This window comes from Denitratisoma sp. DHT3 (genome assembly GCF_007833355.1).
Taxonomy (GTDB): Bacteria; Pseudomonadota; Gammaproteobacteria; order Burkholderiales; family Rhodocyclaceae; genus Denitratisoma.
This window is the reverse complement of record NZ_CP020914.1, coordinates 235,601-253,723: the sequence shown is the minus strand read 5'-3', so window position 1 is coordinate 253,723 and position 18,123 is coordinate 235,601. Positions and strand designations below refer to the sequence as shown.

At 58.6% G+C, this 18,123-nt stretch carries 16 protein-coding genes; 3 read left to right on the top strand and 13 right to left on the bottom strand.

The window, feature by feature from the left end; all coding sequences use genetic code 11:
- Window positions 1-17 precede the first annotated feature (17 nt).
- The gene (locus B9N43_RS01215; protein WP_145840527.1) at window positions 18-758 is read left to right on the top strand and encodes a beta-ketoacyl-ACP reductase; all 741 of its coding nucleotides are present in this window, start codon (window positions 18-20) and stop codon (window positions 756-758) included.
- 237 nt (window positions 759-995) lie between these two features.
- Entirely contained in the window at window positions 996-1,670 is a 675-nt protein-coding gene (locus B9N43_RS01210) for a VPA1262 family N-terminal domain-containing protein (protein ID WP_145840526.1), read from the top strand.
- Between the two features lie 74 nt (window positions 1,671-1,744).
- On the opposite strand, the gene B9N43_RS01205 is transcribed toward B9N43_RS01210, so the two are convergent.
- The 7 genes from B9N43_RS01205 to B9N43_RS01175 all read right to left on the bottom strand — a co-directional run bounded on the left by B9N43_RS01205 (window position 1,745) and on the right by B9N43_RS01175 (window position 8,766).
- The gene (locus B9N43_RS01205; RefSeq protein ID WP_145840525.1) at window positions 1,745-2,854 is read right to left on the bottom strand and encodes a helix-turn-helix transcriptional regulator; all 1,110 of its coding nucleotides are present in this window, start codon (window positions 2,852-2,854) and stop codon (window positions 1,745-1,747) included.
- Between the two features lie 187 nt (window positions 2,855-3,041).
- Window positions 3,042-3,698: a CoA transferase subunit B gene (locus B9N43_RS01200; protein WP_145840524.1), complete on the bottom strand. Its 657-nt coding sequence runs from the start codon at window positions 3,696-3,698 to the stop codon at window positions 3,042-3,044.
- A gap of 21 nt (window positions 3,699-3,719) precedes the next feature.
- Window positions 3,720-4,421: a CoA transferase subunit A gene (locus B9N43_RS01195; RefSeq protein WP_186453915.1), complete on the bottom strand. Its 702-nt coding sequence runs from the start codon at window positions 4,419-4,421 to the stop codon at window positions 3,720-3,722.
- Window positions 4,418-5,020, bottom strand: coding sequence for a carboxymuconolactone decarboxylase family protein (locus B9N43_RS01190; protein WP_145840523.1), 603 nt, complete (start codon window positions 5,018-5,020; stop codon window positions 4,418-4,420). The genes B9N43_RS01195 and B9N43_RS01190 overlap by 4 nt, the downstream gene beginning before the upstream one ends.
- Before the next feature lie 89 nt (window positions 5,021-5,109).
- Window positions 5,110-6,144: a 3-oxoacyl-ACP synthase III family protein gene (locus B9N43_RS01185; protein WP_145840522.1), complete on the bottom strand. Its 1,035-nt coding sequence runs from the start codon at window positions 6,142-6,144 to the stop codon at window positions 5,110-5,112.
- A gap of 110 nt (window positions 6,145-6,254) precedes the next feature.
- The gene (locus tag B9N43_RS01180) at window positions 6,255-7,466 is read right to left on the bottom strand and encodes an MFS transporter (protein ID WP_186453914.1); all 1,212 of its coding nucleotides are present in this window, start codon (window positions 7,464-7,466) and stop codon (window positions 6,255-6,257) included.
- Window positions 7,467-7,659: 193 nt separating this feature from the next.
- Entirely contained in the window at window positions 7,660-8,766 is a 1,107-nt protein-coding gene (locus B9N43_RS01175; protein ID WP_145840520.1) for a TonB-dependent receptor, read from the bottom strand.
- A gap of 83 nt (window positions 8,767-8,849) precedes the next feature.
- On the opposite strand from B9N43_RS01175, the gene B9N43_RS01170 reads away from it, so the two are divergent.
- Window positions 8,850-9,860 carry an IS481 family transposase gene (locus B9N43_RS01170; protein WP_145840519.1) on the top strand — a complete coding sequence of 337 codons (1,011 nt, stop codon included), beginning with the start codon at window positions 8,850-8,852 and terminating at the stop codon, window positions 9,858-9,860.
- Here the strand turns inward: B9N43_RS01170 and B9N43_RS01165 are convergent.
- The 6 genes from B9N43_RS01165 to B9N43_RS01140 all read right to left on the bottom strand — a co-directional run bounded on the left by B9N43_RS01165 (window position 9,793) and on the right by B9N43_RS01140 (window position 18,107).
- Complete coding sequence (locus B9N43_RS01165; RefSeq protein ID WP_145840518.1) at window positions 9,793-11,106, bottom strand: TonB-dependent receptor; 1,314 nt, start codon at window positions 11,104-11,106, stop codon at window positions 9,793-9,795. The genes B9N43_RS01170 and B9N43_RS01165 overlap by 68 nt on opposite strands.
- A gap of 353 nt (window positions 11,107-11,459) precedes the next feature.
- On the bottom strand, window positions 11,460-12,323 hold the full coding sequence (locus B9N43_RS01160; protein ID WP_145840517.1) for a mechanosensitive ion channel family protein: 864 nt from the start codon (window positions 12,321-12,323) through the stop codon (window positions 11,460-11,462).
- Window positions 12,323-14,101, bottom strand: coding sequence for a glycoside hydrolase family 15 protein (locus tag B9N43_RS01155; protein WP_145840516.1), 1,779 nt, complete (start codon window positions 14,099-14,101; stop codon window positions 12,323-12,325). Before B9N43_RS01155 ends, B9N43_RS01160 begins: the two co-directional genes overlap by 1 nt.
- Window positions 14,098-14,856 carry a trehalose-phosphatase gene (otsB, locus tag B9N43_RS01150; RefSeq protein WP_145840515.1) on the bottom strand — a complete coding sequence of 253 codons (759 nt, stop codon included), beginning with the start codon at window positions 14,854-14,856 and terminating at the stop codon, window positions 14,098-14,100. The genes B9N43_RS01155 and otsB overlap by 4 nt, the downstream gene beginning before the upstream one ends.
- Window positions 14,857-14,874: 18 nt before the next feature.
- A complete protein-coding gene (locus B9N43_RS01145) occupies window positions 14,875-17,064 on the bottom strand; it encodes a trehalose-6-phosphate synthase (RefSeq protein ID WP_261379366.1) in 2,190 nt (729 codons plus the stop codon).
- A gap of 86 nt (window positions 17,065-17,150) precedes the next feature.
- The gene (locus tag B9N43_RS01140; protein WP_145840513.1) at window positions 17,151-18,107 is read right to left on the bottom strand and encodes a sodium:calcium antiporter; all 957 of its coding nucleotides are present in this window, start codon (window positions 18,105-18,107) and stop codon (window positions 17,151-17,153) included.
- Between the last annotated feature and the right edge of the window lie 16 nt (window positions 18,108-18,123).

The window sequence follows — 18,123 nt, the reverse complement described above, 5'->3', positions numbered from 1 at the left end:
CAACTGAGGGATGAGATATGTCGAAGCGAGTGGCGTTGGTAACGGGGGGAATGGGCGGTCTGGGGACCGCGATCTGCAAGGCACTGGCCCAAAGCGGCCACACTGTCGTGGCCAATTGCCTGCCCGGCTTTCCGCCCCAGCATGAGTGGCTGGCCAGGCATCGGGCGGAGGGCTTCGCCTTCCACATTGCCGAGGGGGACGTAGCGGATTTCGACGCCTGCGCCGGAATGGTCGAGAAGATCGAGTCGGAGACCGGCCCGGTGGATGTGCTGGTCAACAATGCCGGCATCACGCGGGATGGCGCGTTCCGCAAGATGGACAGGGCACAGTGGGACGCCGTACTGGCCACCAACCTGGACTCGGTTTTCAATGTGACCCGCCAGGTGCTGGACGGCATGGCCGAGCGGGGCTGGGGGCGGGTGATCAACATCTCCTCGGTGAATGGTGTCAAGGGCCAGTTCGGTCAGGCCAACTATGCCGCCGCCAAGGCCGGCATCCTCGGCTTCACCAGGTCCATTGCCCAGGAAGTGGCGAAAAAGGGCGTCACGGTCAATGCCATCGCGCCCGGCTACGTCGCGACGGAAATGGTCATGGCGATCAAACAGGAAGTGCGGGACTCCATCATCGCCACCATCCCCGCCGGCCGCATGGGTACGCCGGAAGAAATCGGCGGCCTGTGCGCTTACCTGGCATCGGACATGGCCGGCTACATGACCGGCGCCACCCTGAACATCAATGGCGGTCTGCATATGTACTGACGACGGCGCCCGCGAGGTTTAGCCATTGGAGTGTAGCGGGATATAACCCAGCACACTTGGTGCGTTTGCATCATGTCGCCTTGTGTCGGTCTCTGCATACTTGATGCGCGGGTGAGTACTCACCCGTTGCCGGAAACAAACCTGGCAAGGTGCGCCACCAAGGGCACCTGACCATCAGGGTGGCTTCATTACATCCATTTCGGCAGCTGAAGTGATGTTTTCTTGAAAGGAAGAGCAATGGCGCAGACTCTTGACGGGGTGACCTCCGACATGCGGATGGACCGACTGACTGGCGAGCCCGACAAATCCCGCGCACGGCCCCTCTGGCTGCCGCAGTCCGAGTTCGTGGAATGGCTCCGGAGGTTGTTTGCCCATCATCGATCCGCAAAAATCACCTGGGTGGATCCCTACATGGACGACGTTGGAATCAATTTGATCAACCAATGCGGTGTGCCTGACAGCACCTACCTGGTGCTTACCGAGCACACACCGGAGGCGCCGCTCTCGGACTGGCCCGAACGGCTGCTGCACGATTGGGGCATGGGACCGGAACCGAAATCGCCGCCGCCATCGCGCATCGATAATCTGAAATCCGCTTGCCTAAGCTGGACGGATACCACCCATGGCGCACGACTGCAGGTCATGGGGATGCCACCCGATGAACTACACGACCGGATGATCCTCATCCGGGACGCACAGCTGAAACCGATCGCCGGCTACTACCTGTCCCATTCATTGCAACGGGAAAATGGGAACATTCCGCTGACCATCACATCGATTCCGGACAACGGTCTCCGAAACCTGGCCGACTACCTCGACGACATGGTTGAAAAAGTGTCAACGGCCCCAAATACCCAGCCCGGTTGCAACTTCAATCCGATCATCTTTGATTCGGCGGCGCACACCGCATGAAGCTCAACCCCCTCCCCCTTGACGGGGGAGGAATCGATTTGTGGCTGTTCATGCAATTGCCCTGCGTACGCCGCTCAACTCCAGACCGTTTTCATCATGCCCAGAATATGGCCCACCAATTGGGCCTGCCGGTGAACCCCCGTGCGATCGAAGATCGAGGCAAGCTGGGTACGGGCCGTAAAACGGGAGATCCCAAGAGAGGCGGCCGCATCAATGAGGCTCGCCCCCTTCACAAGCCGCACCGCCAGGGCCGCCTCGGCCCGGGTGAGTCCGAGCATTTCGATCAGGGCACTTTCGGTCACCTCGGGGGTCTGGCTCGCATCGCGCAACAACACAATCACCGTGGATAGGGTCTTCTCGTCCAGGCCAGGACGGGGTGGCAACGGCCGGGCCAGAAGGCTCCAGAATCGATCCCGACCGGCGCGATGGATCTTCAGCGTCTGCTCGGCGGCAGATTGGGATGCCTCGGTGCCACAGCGACTCAGCAGGGTGCGCAGCGCCCGGTCATCCTTGGGGTCGTTGCAGTACAGAATACCGTCGCGCGCATGGAATCCGTCGTTTGCCGCCAGCACTCGATCAAACACCATGTTCTTGATCAGTATGCGGCGGCTATCGTCGAGTACGCCGGAGCCGACGGCAACCTGCCCCGCCGTCTCGTCCAGCACGCTCAGTCGATACTCCTGGAGTGCATTGCGCGCATAGAGCCCGATCGCCGTGCGAAGACGAGGAATCAACGCTTCGAAGATCTTCCGCTCGCGCTCGCCGAAACCGGGTTCGCCATCGATACGCGCGGCGCGTAGCCGGAAAGCCATGCCGGTGCGGGGATCAACCATGTTCACGCCGATCAACTCGGTCACCTGACTGAAATGCCGGATGTACTGGTGATAGTAGCTGGCGTGATGGGTCTTCAGTTCTCGTTCAGTGAGGATGCAGACCTTACCTTCCGGCAGATCCAGAAACGGGGAGTCTCGATAGTGTTCGCGCTGCAGCAACGCAATCGCCGGACTGTTGGCGGGACTCGCGACGACAACGCCGACATCCCCGTCGCGGGGGCGGCGCAAGACCATCGTGGCGTGATGGCAAGGAAGGTGCCATTCCAGTTCTTCGAGAAAAGCCAGCCAAGGCAGATCGTCGAGAATGCTCGCGTAGAGGGTATCGACCAGATGTTCAAGAGTGCGCGCCATGGATCGAGAGCTCCAGATGCCGTAACGCCTGGCAACAACGCCCAGTGCGCTACGTAAACGCCGGGGTTAGCAATAAGGCCTGACGCCCTGCATTACGGTAAATACGCCGGCACCCCGGAGCGGACTGCAGACTGCCCCGCTCCAGAAGCACCGCACCACGCTTGCTTATATTCGGTTATGAGCATCCTCACAGCGAAATATCGCACAACTGTGGCGAAATGATGAGCCTGGCCTCGGTGGCGCGCTGAATTTCCTCGACACTGAGATCCGGTGCCTTCTCCACCAGCGTCAAGCCCTCGGACGTCACGTCCATCACGCCATAGTCGGTAATGATGCGCGTGACCACGCCGACGCCGGTGAGCGGCAGGTCGCACTTATCGAGAATCTTCTTCTCACCGTTCTTGGCGACGTGCTCCATGGCAACGATGACGCGTTTGACCCCCGCCACCAGATCCATTCCCCCTCCGGGGCCTTTGACCATCTTGCCTGGAATCATGTAATTGGCGATGCTGCCTCCGGCGTCAACCTGCATGGCGCCGAGGATGGTGACATCGATGTGGCCGCCGCGAATCATGCCGAACGACAGCGATGAGTCGAAATAGGCCGTTCCAGGCAACTCGGTCACGGTTTGCTTGCCCGCGTTGATGAGATCGGCATCCTCCTCACCTTCGAAGGGAAATGCGCCGTAGGCGAGGATGCCGTTCTCGGAGTGGAACACCACCTCCATTCCTTCCGGGATGTAGTTGGCCACCAGGGTCGGAATACCGATCCCGAGGTTCACATAGTAGCCATCACGCAACTCCTGGGCCGCGCGCATGGCGATTTGTTGACGATTCAAGGGCATTAGCGGCTTCCTCTCGCGTTTTCAAGAACGTGGCCGCGTCGTGCGTTGTTCGATACGCTTCTCGAAGCGCTCGCCGACGACGACACGGTGAACAAAAATTCCAGGGGTATGCACCAGATCCGGCTCGATCTCGCCCGGCTCCACCAACTCCTCTACTTCGGCTATGCAGATCTTGCCTGCCATGGCGCAGAGCGGATTGAAATTGCGTGCTGCCTTGCGAAAGATGAGGTTCCCGTGTCGATCGCCCTTGTATGCTTTGACCAGGGCGAAGTCACCCGTAATGGCATGTTCCAGCACCATGGGGCGACCATTGAATTCGCGGATCTCTTTTCCCGATGCGAGTTCCGTCCCGTAAGCCGTCGGCGTGAAAAAAGCCGGGACACCCACGCCACCGGCTCTCAGCCGCTCCGCCAACGTTCCCTGGGGATTGAGTTCGACTTCGAGCTCCCCGCTCATGAACTGCCTCTCGAAGTTCTTGTTCTCTCCGACGTAGGACGAGACCATTTTCTTGATCTGCCGCCCCGCTAGCATGAGGCCCAGGCCAAAGTCGTCCACACCGCAGTTGTTGGAAACCACGGTGAGGTTCCTGGGTCCGCTATCCACCAGCGCACGGATCAGGTTCTCGGGGATTCCGCACAGGCCGAAGCCGCCAACCACCAGGGTCGCATCATCGCCAATATCGGCCACGGCTTCGGCAGCAGAGGAAAACACCTTGTTGATCATCGCCCCACCCCACCGGCAAAGTCCTGGGGAGAGCGGCCATCGGGCGGCCAGGAGGGCGTATCGGCCTCGACGGGCACTTTCAAGGATCGCAGCATGAGGGAAACCGCTTGCCAGGTGGCGATTGCAAATACAAGCTCCAGGCGCGCTTCTGTTCCTTCGAGATACTGCTCACAACGCGCCCAGGTTTCGTCGGAAATCGTCCCGGTGGAAATGACCTCGTCCGTTGCCGCAAGAACGGCTTTTTCAGCAGCGCCGAGATGGGTCGAGGCTTGCCAGTTCCGGACTTCCAACAGATCCTGCTCGGTACAGCCGAAGGCTTTCAATGCGGTGTACCAATGCTGGACCCACTCGTATTCGCAGTTTGTCTGCCAGCCGATACGCATGATGACGAGCTCGCGCAGCCTGCCATCGAATGCAGACCCAAAAAGCTGTGCGTAAAGCAGACCCTGAAGTGCCTTGGCCACACGGGGGCTCTGGAACAGGACGCGAAAAATATTGCGATCCTGCAGTTCTGGCGGGATACCGGCTTCGGCACCGATCTTTGCGATTTCGTCTGCTGAAAGCAGCGGGATGCGCGGCGTTTTCAGGTTTTCTTGCATGGGTATTACTCCTTTGAGGTACAAGCAACGGCAGCTCACCGCAATGTTGCGGGTCGCAAATTACTCATTTGTCCATGTGTGCCCATTCATCATTGAATCGTGATCATGGCACCAGCCCAGGAATAGCCAACGCCGAATCCAACGACCATGACGTTGTCCCCGCTGCGGATGGCACCTTGCTTCGAGGCGTTCTGCAACGCGATCGGAATGGTCGAGGAAACGGTGTTGCCGCAGGTCTCCATCTGTAGCCAGAACTTACCCGCGGGGATATTCAATTCATTGCGTAGCTGCTCCAACAGGAACTTGTTGGCCTGATGGAAGATGAAGTGATCAACCTGATCAATGGGGCATCCCCATTTCGAGAGAAGCTGATCGGCGGCCTTGGGCACTTCTCTCAAGACGAAGCTCAGCACCTCCCGCCCGTTCATGTACAGGTTCTGGAGCGAACGACGGCTGCCGTCGGGGTATTCACGCACCAAAGCGGTTTCATTGGAAATCGGATGCCGCATTCCCCCAGCGTGGACGATCAAATTGTCGGCACCGCTGCCATCGGTACCGAAGACAAACGGTCCGATGAGGTCGGTGTCGGCCTCCTCCGCGCCGATGAGCGTGGCTGCCGCAGCATCGCCGAAAAGTGTACGGACCGTATGGTCCTTTGGATTGACGTATTTCGTATACGTGTCCGCCGTGATCAGCAGCACATTGCGCGCTACACCCGTTTCAATCAGGCCTTTGGCCACGCCCAGGCCATATACGAATCCCGAGCATCCCTGATTGAGATCGAAGGCGCCGCAATCCGTGCGCAACCCCAGTCGATGCTGCAAGAGACATGCAGTCGCCGGCAGGAAGTAATCGGGGCTTTGGGAACAAAACAGCAAAAAGTCGATATCGGAGGGAGCACATACCCCCTGCGAAAACAGCTTCTGAGCGGCTGCAAAACCCAGGTCCGATGCGCACTCACCCGGTGCGGCAACCGATCTCACCGCGATACCCGTGCGATCAAGAATCTTGGCAGCACTCCATAGTCCCAGATCGCGCTCCAACTGTTCGTTGGTCAGCTTGCCGTCGGGGAAGTGGCAACTATGAAACTTGATCGCTGCTTTAGCTTTCGTTCTGGACTTCATATGACACCCGCTCGAAATCATCACCTGCAATCAACATGTCGCTTGATGCAATGCACTGGCTTTGCATGAAGTATGGAGAGATCGGCGTGACTCCACATGGTGCAAACGGACTACTGATGCGTTAGCCGCAAAGGAAGAAATCCCAATATTGCCAATCCGACCGCGCTGACCAGGACCAGAAACCCTGCGGAATAACTACCACTCAGGTCATACAGGTGCCCCACCATGGGTATCGCCAATATCACCATGACAATGGTGACCGGCTGCATGAATCCCATGACGCGTCCAAAAATCAGGGGGCCATAAACTCTTGCCACGAGCGCCCCCCATGCAGGCAGGAATGCACCGGAAGAAAGCCCCACTGAAATCGCGGCAAGCACGATGATCGGGAATTCGTGGAACCAGACCAGCAGCAGCATCGGCAAACCCGCCATCAGCAAGGCAGTCAACATGCAGTACTTCAGATTGATGCGGTCGGCAAATACGCTGAAGAGCACTTTGCCACCGAAACCGGCCATCGAGATTACTGATACCAGCAGCGCCGCCTGTTTGGATGCAACGCCATGGCCAATGGCAAAAGGGACGAGATTCGCCAGCATTGCGGTGAACGTGGCCATGGACGCACCGACGGCAAGCGAAATGCGCCAGAAAGAAGCATCCTTCCAAAGATTCGGCAACCGGGCTTGGGTTAAACCCACTCCGGATCGTTGGTGTCGATGGAGCCCAGGTTCTCCATCGGGGTGCAAGTCCAGATCGGATGGGTTATCGCAGACCAGCCAGATGATGGGCGGCAGCAACAGCAAAGTGACAATGCCCCCCAGATAAAAACAGGCTCGACGCCAACCGTGCTCATCGATGAGTGCCTGCAAAATCAGAGGCACAAAAAAACCACCCAATGACGTTCCCATGGCCGTGATACCCATGGCGCGTCCGCTGCCACGCGAAAACCAGCGTGCCACCAAGGTGTTGGCGCCCAGCGGCCCCAGCAGAGTACTGCCCAGCGACATGACAAGGCCGTACACCAGGATGAATTCCCACACATGGCGGGAGAAGGAAATCAGAAACAGGGATGCGGCAAGAAACAAGGTACCGATGACAAACAGCGAGCGGGCCGACCGCTTGTCCATCAGGGTGCCTGCCATGGGGGAAAGCAGCATCGTCGCCAGGGAACAGGCAGTCAGTGCCCACATGATCTCCATTCGTGTAGCACCGAATTCATGACTGACCGGCAGGACCAGCAGCCCGAATGAATAACTGGCGACACCACAACTCAGCCCCAGCGCCAGCATGGCCACGGCCACGATTTTCCATCCATAGAACATCAGGCCATCCTGTTCTGATATGTATTTTTGGAACGCTGAACAAGTCCCATGCGTCATTCCGGCGAAGGACTGAACAGTGTTTTCATCGGAAAAAGAAGCCCGCCCTCGCGGGCGGGCCAACTCAGCTGGACAGTGAAGACTTAGCTGAGGGGAGAGTCGCCTGTCACTTTTCGACACTAGGGGAATATGCGTTCTAGAAACGATAGATCACATCAACGCCTACAGTGCGGCGCGGAGCCCACACTCCGAGAGCCGCTCCTGTAATTCCACCAAACGGAGAACCCGCCATGACGTAGGAGAGATACTTCTTGTCGGTCAGGTTCTTGGCCCAGAGTCCGACAGAAACATCTCCCAGTCCATTAGGACCAGCGCTGATCCCGTTCAGTGCCAGCCGGCCGTTCCACACACTGTAGGCAGGGGTCAGGTCAAGCTCGGCAAACCCCGTCGTGGTGTAGCCGGCAAATACCCCTCCCTGTGTGATTCCGTCGGTTGTCGAGCCAGATTGAGCATCCATATGTGTGTAGTCCAGATGTCCTTCAAGCTTTCCAGGAAGACCCAGATCCGGGAACCGGTAGTCGACGTTGACCGTGTAGTTGTTCTTGGGTAAAGTCCGGCGGAAGCGGGAAGCCACATTAGTTGAGGTTCCAGGAGCGACGACTTTCTTGTACGTCAGATCCAGTCGTGTCCAGCTGAGGCCCAGGCGCAGATTCTTGGTGACCGCATAGACGGCATCCAATTCAAAGCCCTTGATCTGGGAATTACCTGCGTTGGCGATAATCGCAGAGTAGCCACCGGTGCTCGAAGGAACAGAGAGCTGCATTTGCTGGTCCTTGTAGTCCATCACAAAATAGGCCAGATTGGTCCGCAGGCGACTCTCCAGGAATTGGCCCTTGAAACCGAGTTCCTTGGAGGTCAAGGTTTCCGGTGCAAAGCCAGTGAGCGCACGGGCCAGGTTGGAATCCGCCATATTGAATCCGCCGGTGCGATACCCCCTGGCGATCTTGCCATAGCCCATCATCTGGTCGTCGAAGTGATACAGCACAGACAGGCCGGGCGTCGTCTTGCTGCCCTCCAACTGGCCATTCCCACTCTGCAACACGGGATTGGAGACCTGGGTGTAGCTGCTGGCGCCTAGGGCGTAGGAAACGCTGCCGTTATCGACCACGCGCACCTCACGTGTATCACGCGTGTAGCGGATACCAGGGACGATCTCCAGCTTTCGCGACAAGATATCGGGTCGCCAGCTGAACTGACCAAACACCGCCCATGATTCGTTACGTGTTGCATCCCGTGTGATCATATCCCGCTTCGTAGCTGGCCACTCTTTCGAGCAAGAGAAGTGATGCGTGGTCTGATTGAAACCTTGAAAGCGAAGCAAGCGACATGAGTGAAGTCCACGCCCAAGCCCGAACGACCCCTCGAACGCGAACAGAGATCAAGCAGTCATCCGCATCGCTGGCTGAGTTGGCAGAACGCTACAACATCAGCGTAGCGACCGCGCGTAAGTGGAAGCGGCGCGATAGTCCGGAGGATTTATCGCACCGCCCGCACAAGCTCTGTACCACGCTGACGCCTGCGCAAGAGGCGATTGTCGTGGCGTTACGGCGCCTGACGCTGCTGCCGTTAGATGACCTGGTGGCTGTGGTGCGCGAATTCATCAATCCGGAAGTCTCGCGCTCGGGACTGGATCGCTGCTTGCGCCGCCATGGCGTGGCCAACCTGCGCCAACAACAAGCCGAGGCACTGGCCGATGCAGGCGAAATCCAGCCCTCTGTCAAAACCTTCAAGGATTACGAGCCAGGCTTCCTGCACATGGATATCAAGTACTTACCGCAGATGCCCGACGAAAAAGAGCGGCGCTACCTGTTTGTGGCTATCGATCGCGCCACACGCTGGGTGTTCATGCATATCTATGCCGATCAAAGCGAGCGTAGCAGCGTGGATTTTTTGAACCGCCTGGAACGCGCCGCACCGATGAAGATCGTCAAACTGCTCACGGACAACGGCAGCCAGTTTACCGACCGCTTCACAAGCAAAAAGCGTGAGCCCACAGGACGCCACGTCTTTGATGTACGCTGCGCGGCGCTGAACATCGAGCACCGCCTGTGCCCGCCACGCCACCCGCAGACCAACGGGATGGTCGAGCGTTTCAATGGCCGAATCAGTGAGGTGGTGAGCCAGACCCGATTTGCTTCAGCCGCTGAGTTGGAGACGACGCTTGCGCGCTATGTAAAAACCTACAACCAGCAGATTCCGCAGCGCGCACTCAACCATCGTTCTCCCATTCAGGCGCTCAAGGAATGGCAGCAGAAAAAACCAGAATTGTTCAAAAAACGTGTTTATAACCAGGCGGGACTAGACAGTTACGCGCCCATGCTTGCTTTGGACGATTGAGCGTCGCTAAGCCGCGTGACGGCATATATACGTACTGTGACGGGGCCTCATAGCCCTTCTCCTCGAAATAGTAGATACCACCGGTGTAGTTGAAGAATTCGGACGGACGCCCCACCAACTGGAACTCCTGGGATATCTGGTCTTGATTCACGATGCCGGGAACGCTCGAACCGGGCATTGGAATCGTGACGGAGCTGGCCGGCGGCAGGCTGGTCACCGGACCGGCGATGTAGCCAAAGTTGCCCGGCGAATAAATCATGTTCTTGTAATAAGACTCGGTCAGTTTCCGGTAACCCGTGATGGAGCGTACCGTCAGCGTGTCGCTGGCTGTCCAATCAACGTTGAACGTATGGCCCTCCACCTCCGTTTCCGTGTCCGGCTGCGCCGAGGCGCCGGTCAAGGTGTTGCGATAGGATGAAGTGCAATCCGACTTATTGGCCACAGCCAACGTTGCCCCCAGACAGACGAAGGGCTGATCCTGGAGCTTTAATTTAGTGTGGTCGTAACCGTAATCGACGGTCACGGAGTCAACAGGCCGCCAGCGGAAATCCAGGCGCCAGGCATCTGTTTTCGAGGTGCCCAACTCCGGCCCGGGCCCGGAATTCTTGATGCCGTTCGCCGGTTCATCTATGGACTTGTTCAGGTAGGAGATCCGAACTGCCAGGGTATCGCTGACAGGCAGATTGACGGCGGTCTTGGTCGTCAACTGGCCGCGGCTGGCGACAGTCACTTGTTGCTTGAAGTGAAAGCCATCGAAGGTCGGTTTGACGGTGACAATATTGATGGCGCCGGAAGCGGCATTTCTGCCGACCAGAGTGCCTTGGGGGCCTTTCAGGATTTCCACGCGCTCCAGGTCGGCGGCGGTCACTGAATTGAGACCGTTGGATCGTGCCAGATAAACACCGTTCAGATGTATGGCCACCGGCTGATCCAGGGTCACGGCGGTACTGAATGGCTGGCTGCCCCGCATATTCACCAGAAGTGTCGACTCCTGGGCGAAAGGAAAGTTGTTGATGGTCACCCCGGGCGCCTGTGCCCGCATGTCCGTCAAGCTCACGATCACATTCTTCTCCAGAGCGGCTGCATTTAACGTCTGGATGGAAATCGGCACATCCTGCACATTCTCGGCCCTTTTCTGTGCGGTGACGATGACCTCCTCGAGCGCAGCCTCCCCACTTGCCCAGGCAGTAACGCTGGTCATGAGCGCAGCACAAACCATCGTGTGAATCTTTTTCTTCTTGAACATTGACTCCTCCTCCGAAAATTCCCACAAAGATGGGATACCTTTTGACTGACAACCATCACTCGCAACGGTCGGGGATTTTTCAGTTTTTTTTGGAGTATCCGGAGATCAATGCTGCGTGACATGGTGCAAATGCACTAAGTCAGACGGTACCCTCCCTTGGAAGGGTTTAGAGGAGATGCGGCCCAGTCCTTAGGGAGAACGATCCTGGAACGGTATCGATATAGCCAGTTTGTACGGAATTCGGATCCTTATAACCCTGCCAAGTTAAGAAAACAGTTTCTGAAAAACATTCGTATCTGAAGGGCCCGAATAATCAAACCGGTACGAATAGCTCCAGCTGGCAGCGTCTCCAATCATTTGCCAAGAGCCGTCGCCTGCATCTCACTGACAACCTTGATGTGGGGAAACGGAATCTCAATTTCCTCTTGGTCAAAGGCTTGCTTGAGCCGGCGCAAATACTCGCGCCGCACGGACCACTGTTCTAACGGTGCGACACGGAAACGACACCGGATCACGACGGATGAGTCAGCCCAACTTTCCACACCCGCGACCTCCAGATCGTCCAGTATCTTCCCGGACAACCCAGGGTCACAGCGCATTTGGTCGCCGACCCTGCGCATAACCGCTGTTACATGATCGATGTCCTCGCCATAGGCCACCCCAACATCGATGACCGCATAGGCGAAGCCCAGGCTCATATTGGTGACAATGGAAATCTCGCCGTTGGGAATGTAATGGACGTTTCCGGAATAGTCCCGCAAGCGCAGGTAGCGCAGGGTCAACTCCTCGACCACGCCCCCCTTGCCGCCAGCCTCCACCACGTCTCCGATACGAATTTGGTTTTCCAGCAGCAGAAAAAATCCGTTGAAGTAGTCTTTAACCAAACTCTGGGCACCGAAACCCACCGCAATACCCACCACGCCTGCCGCCCCCAGGATAGGGGCCACCGAGATGCCGAATTCACCGAGGATCAGGAGCCCGGAGATGACCGTGACCATGACGGTGAGGGTGTAACGAATCACCCTCGACAGGGTTCGGATGCGCTGTCCGTCTTCGCGACTTCCCTGGCGAGAAACGATAGTTTCGCGCAGCCGGGGAATAATGCGGTGTGTGGTGTGCATTGCCATCCAGCTCAGCACCAGGATGAGCAGAATCCTGACCGGCCTTTCCAGATTGCCCGGCAGCCATGTGACAAAAACATCAAACAGTTGATTCATCAAAACGCCTGATCCCAGCGGATGGACAAGCGAATCGCGGCGTTGATGAGTCCTACCATGCTGTAGGTCTGTACAAAGTTCCCCCATTGCTCGCCGCTGCTGGGATCGATATGCTCGGCCAAAAGGCCGTGGCGATTGCGGCACGCCAGGAGTTTCTCGAACAAGGCCCGCGCCTCATCGCGACGACCGAGGGTGGACAGCGCATTCACGTACCAGAACGTGCAGACGATGAATGCGTTCTTGGGTGTGCCGAAATCATCCTTCTCGACATAGCGGAAAATAAAGTCACCCCGCTTCAGCTCCGCCTCGACAGCGGCCACCGTGGCAGCAAAACGAGGATCGGCGGCATCCAGGAATCCCACCTCGGCGAGGAGCAACAGGCTCGCATCCATCGCATCGCCGCCGAAGGTTGAGACAAAGGTACCTCGCCGATCATTCCAGGCACGCTCGCTGACCACTTTATGAATCTGCTCCGCGTGCTTGCGCCAATAGGTCATGCGCCCCGCCAGCCCCAGTCTCTCAGCGATTCGTGCCAGGCGATCACACGCTGCCCAGCACATGACGGCAGAAAATGTGTGCACCCGCAAGGCGCCACGCAGTTCCCAAAGACCGGCATCCGGCTTGTCGTAGCAACGGACCGCCTGTTCGCCCAGGGATTCCAGGCGCCGGAACAAGGCTTCATCACCACGGCGGGTAAGCCGGCTATCGAAGAAAATATGCGTTGCGGCCAGGATCGCAGAACCATAGACGTCGTGCTGGACCTGCCGATAGGCCTGATTACCTGTGCGCACGGGCCCCATGCCGCGATACCCTGCCAATGCCGGCGCAAACCGCTCCTCCAGGGTTGCCCGGCCATCGATGCCATATACGGGCTGGAGCGGCCCCTCTCCTGCATCGGCGGCGATGTTGACGATGTAGGAAAGATAACGCTCCATCGTATGGGTCGCACTCAGTCGATTCAGCGCATTGACGACAAAATAGCCATCCCTCAGCCAGCAGTAGCGGTAATCCCAGTTACGCGCACTGCCTGCTGCCTCGGGTATCGAAGTGGTTATTGCGGCAACCACCGCGCCGGTATCGTCGAAGGCATTGAGCTTGAGCGTGATAGCGGCCCGGATGACCGCCGATTGCCACTCGAAGGGAATACCGAGAAAACGGACCCATTCCCGCCAGTATTGCGCCGTTTCCTCGAAGAACCGGCGCCCCACCTCGGCAGCCGACTCGGGTACCGTCTCATCGGGGCCGAGCAGCAGGGTGGCTGAGTCCTCAAGAAAGAACGGAGTCTCTTGCAGGATGGCGGTAACGGATGCATCGGTGGTCAGGCGCAACGCCAATGAGGAGGACACGTAACGAATATGGTGGCTGCCCCAGGTCGTGACGGGCCTGCCGGCTCCGTCATCGCACGCCGGACGCAAACGCACCACGATCCTCGGGTTGCCTTCAATCCGCTGGATGCGCCGCACCAGGGTCGTCGGCCGGAACATGCGGCCATACTGGCCGAAGCGGGGGGCGAAATCGCTCACTTCCACCACGCCGCCATGACGATCAAAAAGACGGGTCACCAGAATCGCCGTATTTTCGAGGTAGTTCTGTTCCGCCCTTTCGAACTCCTCCAACTCGACGGCAAAGAATCCAAAATCCTCGCTCGGCGTCAGCAAGGCACAGAAGGTGGGGTCCCCATCGAATCGGGGGAAACACCCCCAGACAATACGGGCCTGTGCATCCACCAACGCGCCGATACTGCAGTTGCCGATCAAGGCAAGATCAAGAGAACTCATGGTAGGGCCTCATGGGTCAGTAAACCGGCCAACCAGGCGCGGACCGAAGCCACGTCGGGCAGGCGATAGTGGGCACAGGACCTGCCTGCCCCAACCTTGATGGAAACTCCCCCGCGCTCGTTCACCAGGGCGAAGGCATGCTCATCGTTGGCGTCGTCACCCACGAACACCGGCGTCCGACCGGCGAACGGAGCCTCGGCCAAATAGGCAGCGACGGCCGTCCCCTTATCGACGCCCACCGGTTTGACCTCGACAACGCGTTTCCCGACCTGCAAGTGAAACCCCCGCCCCATGTCCTCGACCAAGCGACCCAGGAAACGGTGCACGTAGGCGCCAAGCCTGGGGACCTGGCGATAATGGACCGCCAGGGTCATTCCCTTGTCCTCCAACAACAATCCACTGTGGCGTGCCAACACTGGCTCCAGGGCCTTTAGCATGGCCTGTTTGGCCGGCTCCGACGTTACGTGGCGGCGCAGCTTGCCCTTTGCGTCGCGTCTTTCGAGCCCTTGCTGACCTGCCCGTGGAACCTGAGACAGCCCTATGTGGCGATCCAGATCGGCGACCGAGCGTCCACTTACCAGTGCCAATGCACCGCCGGTTTTGCGGTACACCGTATCCAGAAGTGCTAGCAAGTGACGATCTACTTCAATGGCATCCGGACTGATGGCCAAATCGATCAGGGTTCCATCCACATCGAGAAAATAGGCCCAGCCTGCCTGGGGCGAAGGGGGACTGCGGGTATTCCTGTACGTCATCTTTTCACATTATCCATTTCAAGCATCTGCCCCGGGATGCCCCAGGAGTCGGCCACGGCGACGCATCACTGCAGCATCAAGCAGCATTCTCCCGGCCCAGCGATAGACATTGAATTCCGCCACCAGGCCGCGCATCAACCGCATACGGTCCCGTTGCTCGGAGGACGGCATGGTCAATGCCAAGTGCAGCGCCGCAGCGCACTGATCGGCATCGTAGGGATTGACGATCAGCGCCTCCGGCAATTCCCTTGCCGCACCGGTAAATTGGGACAGGATGAGGACGCCCCGCTCATCATCCCGAGCCGCCACGTACTCCTTGGCCACCAGATTCATGCCGTCGTGGAGGCTGCTGACGAAGCAGAAATCGGCGGCCCGGTAGTACTCATACACCTCTTTGGGTTCATGGTGCTCGACCCGCAGCACGATGGGTGGCGCCCCCCCGGCACAGAAACGCTGATTGATCCGGGTGGCCAAGGAACGCACCTGAGCCTCATGGTTCTGGTACTCATCGATACTGGATCGGCTGGGTGCGGCAATCTGGACAAAACTGAACTTACCGACCCATTCGGGCTTCAACTCTAGCAGCCGCTCAATAGCGCGAAAACGCTCAATGATCCCTTTCGTATAGTCGAGCCTGTCCACACCGATACCGATGGCATGGCTCAAGGGGAGGTGATTTACTTTTCTCAGTTCGGCCCGGCACTGGTCAACCGGCTTTCCAATTACCTCCTCCCCCGGGGGCCAGGCGATGGAAATCGGGTAACGGCGCACGGCGCAAAGTTTGCCCCCCAGGGAAACGGAGAATTCCTCCCGATTCACCCTCGCCTCCAGAAGACGATCCACCGTGTCGACAAAGTTGTTGCAATGGAACTGGGTATGGAAACCGAGAATGCTGCTCCCCAGAAGGCCAGCAACAATATCTGGGGCCCAAGGACAAATGGCGAAGGACTCGGGATTGGGCCATGGGATATGCCAGAAGGTGATCACGGTCGCCTCGGGCAACTCATCGCGGATCATGCGCGGCAGCAACGCAAAGTGATAGTCCTGCACCAGCACGATGGGATTTCGCGTCTTGGCCTCAGCAATGACCGCCTTGGCAAACTTGAGGTTTGCCGCTACATAGTGGGCCCAGTCTTCGGAGCGAAAAGTCGGACGAACATGGGCAATGTGGCAGAGAGGCCACAGGCCCTCGTTGGAAAATCCATAGTAATAGCCGGCTTCCTCCTCGGCGCTCAGCCACACCCGGCGCAGCTGATACGCAGGTTTTTCCGGCGGCACCGCGATGCGGTCATAGCGGTCCACCACTTCCCGGTCCGCGCTGCCGCTGCCATGGGCCACCCACACGCCCGAACATGCGCGCATTATGGGTTCCAGGGCCGTCACCAGCCCCGAGGCAGGCCGCTGGATTTCGACGTGGTCGCCCCGGCGCTGATGGATATAGGGTTCCCGGTTCGAAACAACGATCACATCCTCACCGGACAGTTCCGCGTGAAGGATGGCCCTCAGCGTATCCGGAGACCAATTGAGTTGGCTTTCGTCGCGGGCACGGACATCGGACTCCATTTCCCGTATCAAGCGCTGCAGATCCCGGGCGATGGGGCGGAACTCGGCCGCGGGCTGTCCGGCGAGGGGCTGCCTCAGCAGACCCTCGCCACGCAACAGGGCCCGGATACCGGCGATCCAGCCACGCCAGGACAATTGGGCGATGACCACGGTGATCAACGCGATTACCACCGCCAAACCGATGAAGAAATAGATGACGTAGCGCTTGGTTTCATCACTGCGTCGAGCAATGAAACTCATGTCATGGACCAGCACGAGCTTTCCCGATGGAGCAACTTCCGTCGCCAAGGGGCTGACTGCCACATGCAGGGGTCCCTGGGCACTATCAAGAACATGCCCCCCTTGAGTGGACCAGCGCGCCAGATCGTCGCATTTGATCGATGCCGGCATGGTCCGGGTCGCCAGCGGGGTACTCTGCTCCGTAGCGCAATAGCCAATGGCAAAAACCCGCTCGTCCTGGGTGATCTTGGTGAATAAAGCGCCGGTCTTCGCCCTCGAACCTGCCAGCAACTGTTCCTGTAGCGGCTCCTGGATGGTGTTTGCAATCAGGGAGGACCGCATGTCGAGATCACGGACGAACCAGCGGAGTGTCAGCTTGTCGACCAATGGTACGACGCCATAGGCGAAGGCCACCAGAATCAGCATCAGCGGAAGGACAAACCTTAGGGATAGTCTCATGGGGTCAACCTCTGTTTTGATGTCCTGCCGGTACGGTTCCGCACCCGAGCCCCCTAGGGGCCACTGTAGCCACTGGCGGCCAAGGTCGCCAGCACGAATATCAGATAGACAAGAAGCAGCTCAACTCCACGAATGCGGCCAAGCAGGCCGATTCGATCGGGCATCATCATGAGCAGCACGACTACACCGATGACCAAGGCGACAGAAATCTCGGCCACGGGCACCGGCATGGGTTGAATGGTGGCCGCGATACCGACGATGGCCAGCCCATTGAACAAGTTGCTACCGAGCAGGGTTCCGATACCTACATCATCATGCCCCCTTTTCCGGGAAACAACGACGGTTACCAGTTCGGGCAGGGATGTGCCGACCGCGACCACCATCGCACCGATCACGTAGGTATCCACCCCCATGGCGGTCGCGATACCCGTGGCCCCGGCCACGAACAGCCGGGCAGCCAATACCAGGGCGATCAATCCTCCGCTGGCCAGGAGCACCACGGTACTCAAACGGTAATTGCAGGAACCATGGTCAGCCAATCCCTGGGCCCGGAATCCGCTGTAGAACGAAACCGCCAGCCATACACAAAATATCCCGAGCAACAGCCCGCCATCCGCCCGTGACAAGGTGCCATCCAGCACCAGCATGAAGGTGAGCAGCGGCACCGCGAGTGCAACCGTGAAGTCGCGCCCCAGTTCACGCCGGGCGACCCGGATCGGCCCCGATAGCAGTGCCAGCCCGAGCACCAAGGCAATGTTGATCACATTGCTGCCCAAGGCATCCCCCAAGCCAATTGCGGGTTCGCCGGCAAGGGCCGCCGTAGTGGAGACGATCAACTCCGGCGTCGAGGTGGCGCAGGCACCCAATGTGGTGGCGACCAGCAGCTTGGGGACGCGCAGCGCGTCCGCAACGCCCACGACGCCTTTCAGAAACAGCTCCCCGCCCACGCCAGCGGCCACGATGGCCGCGACGACAAGCGCCAGATCATTGATGACGGGGATCGCGAACATGGGCAGCCCTATCGTC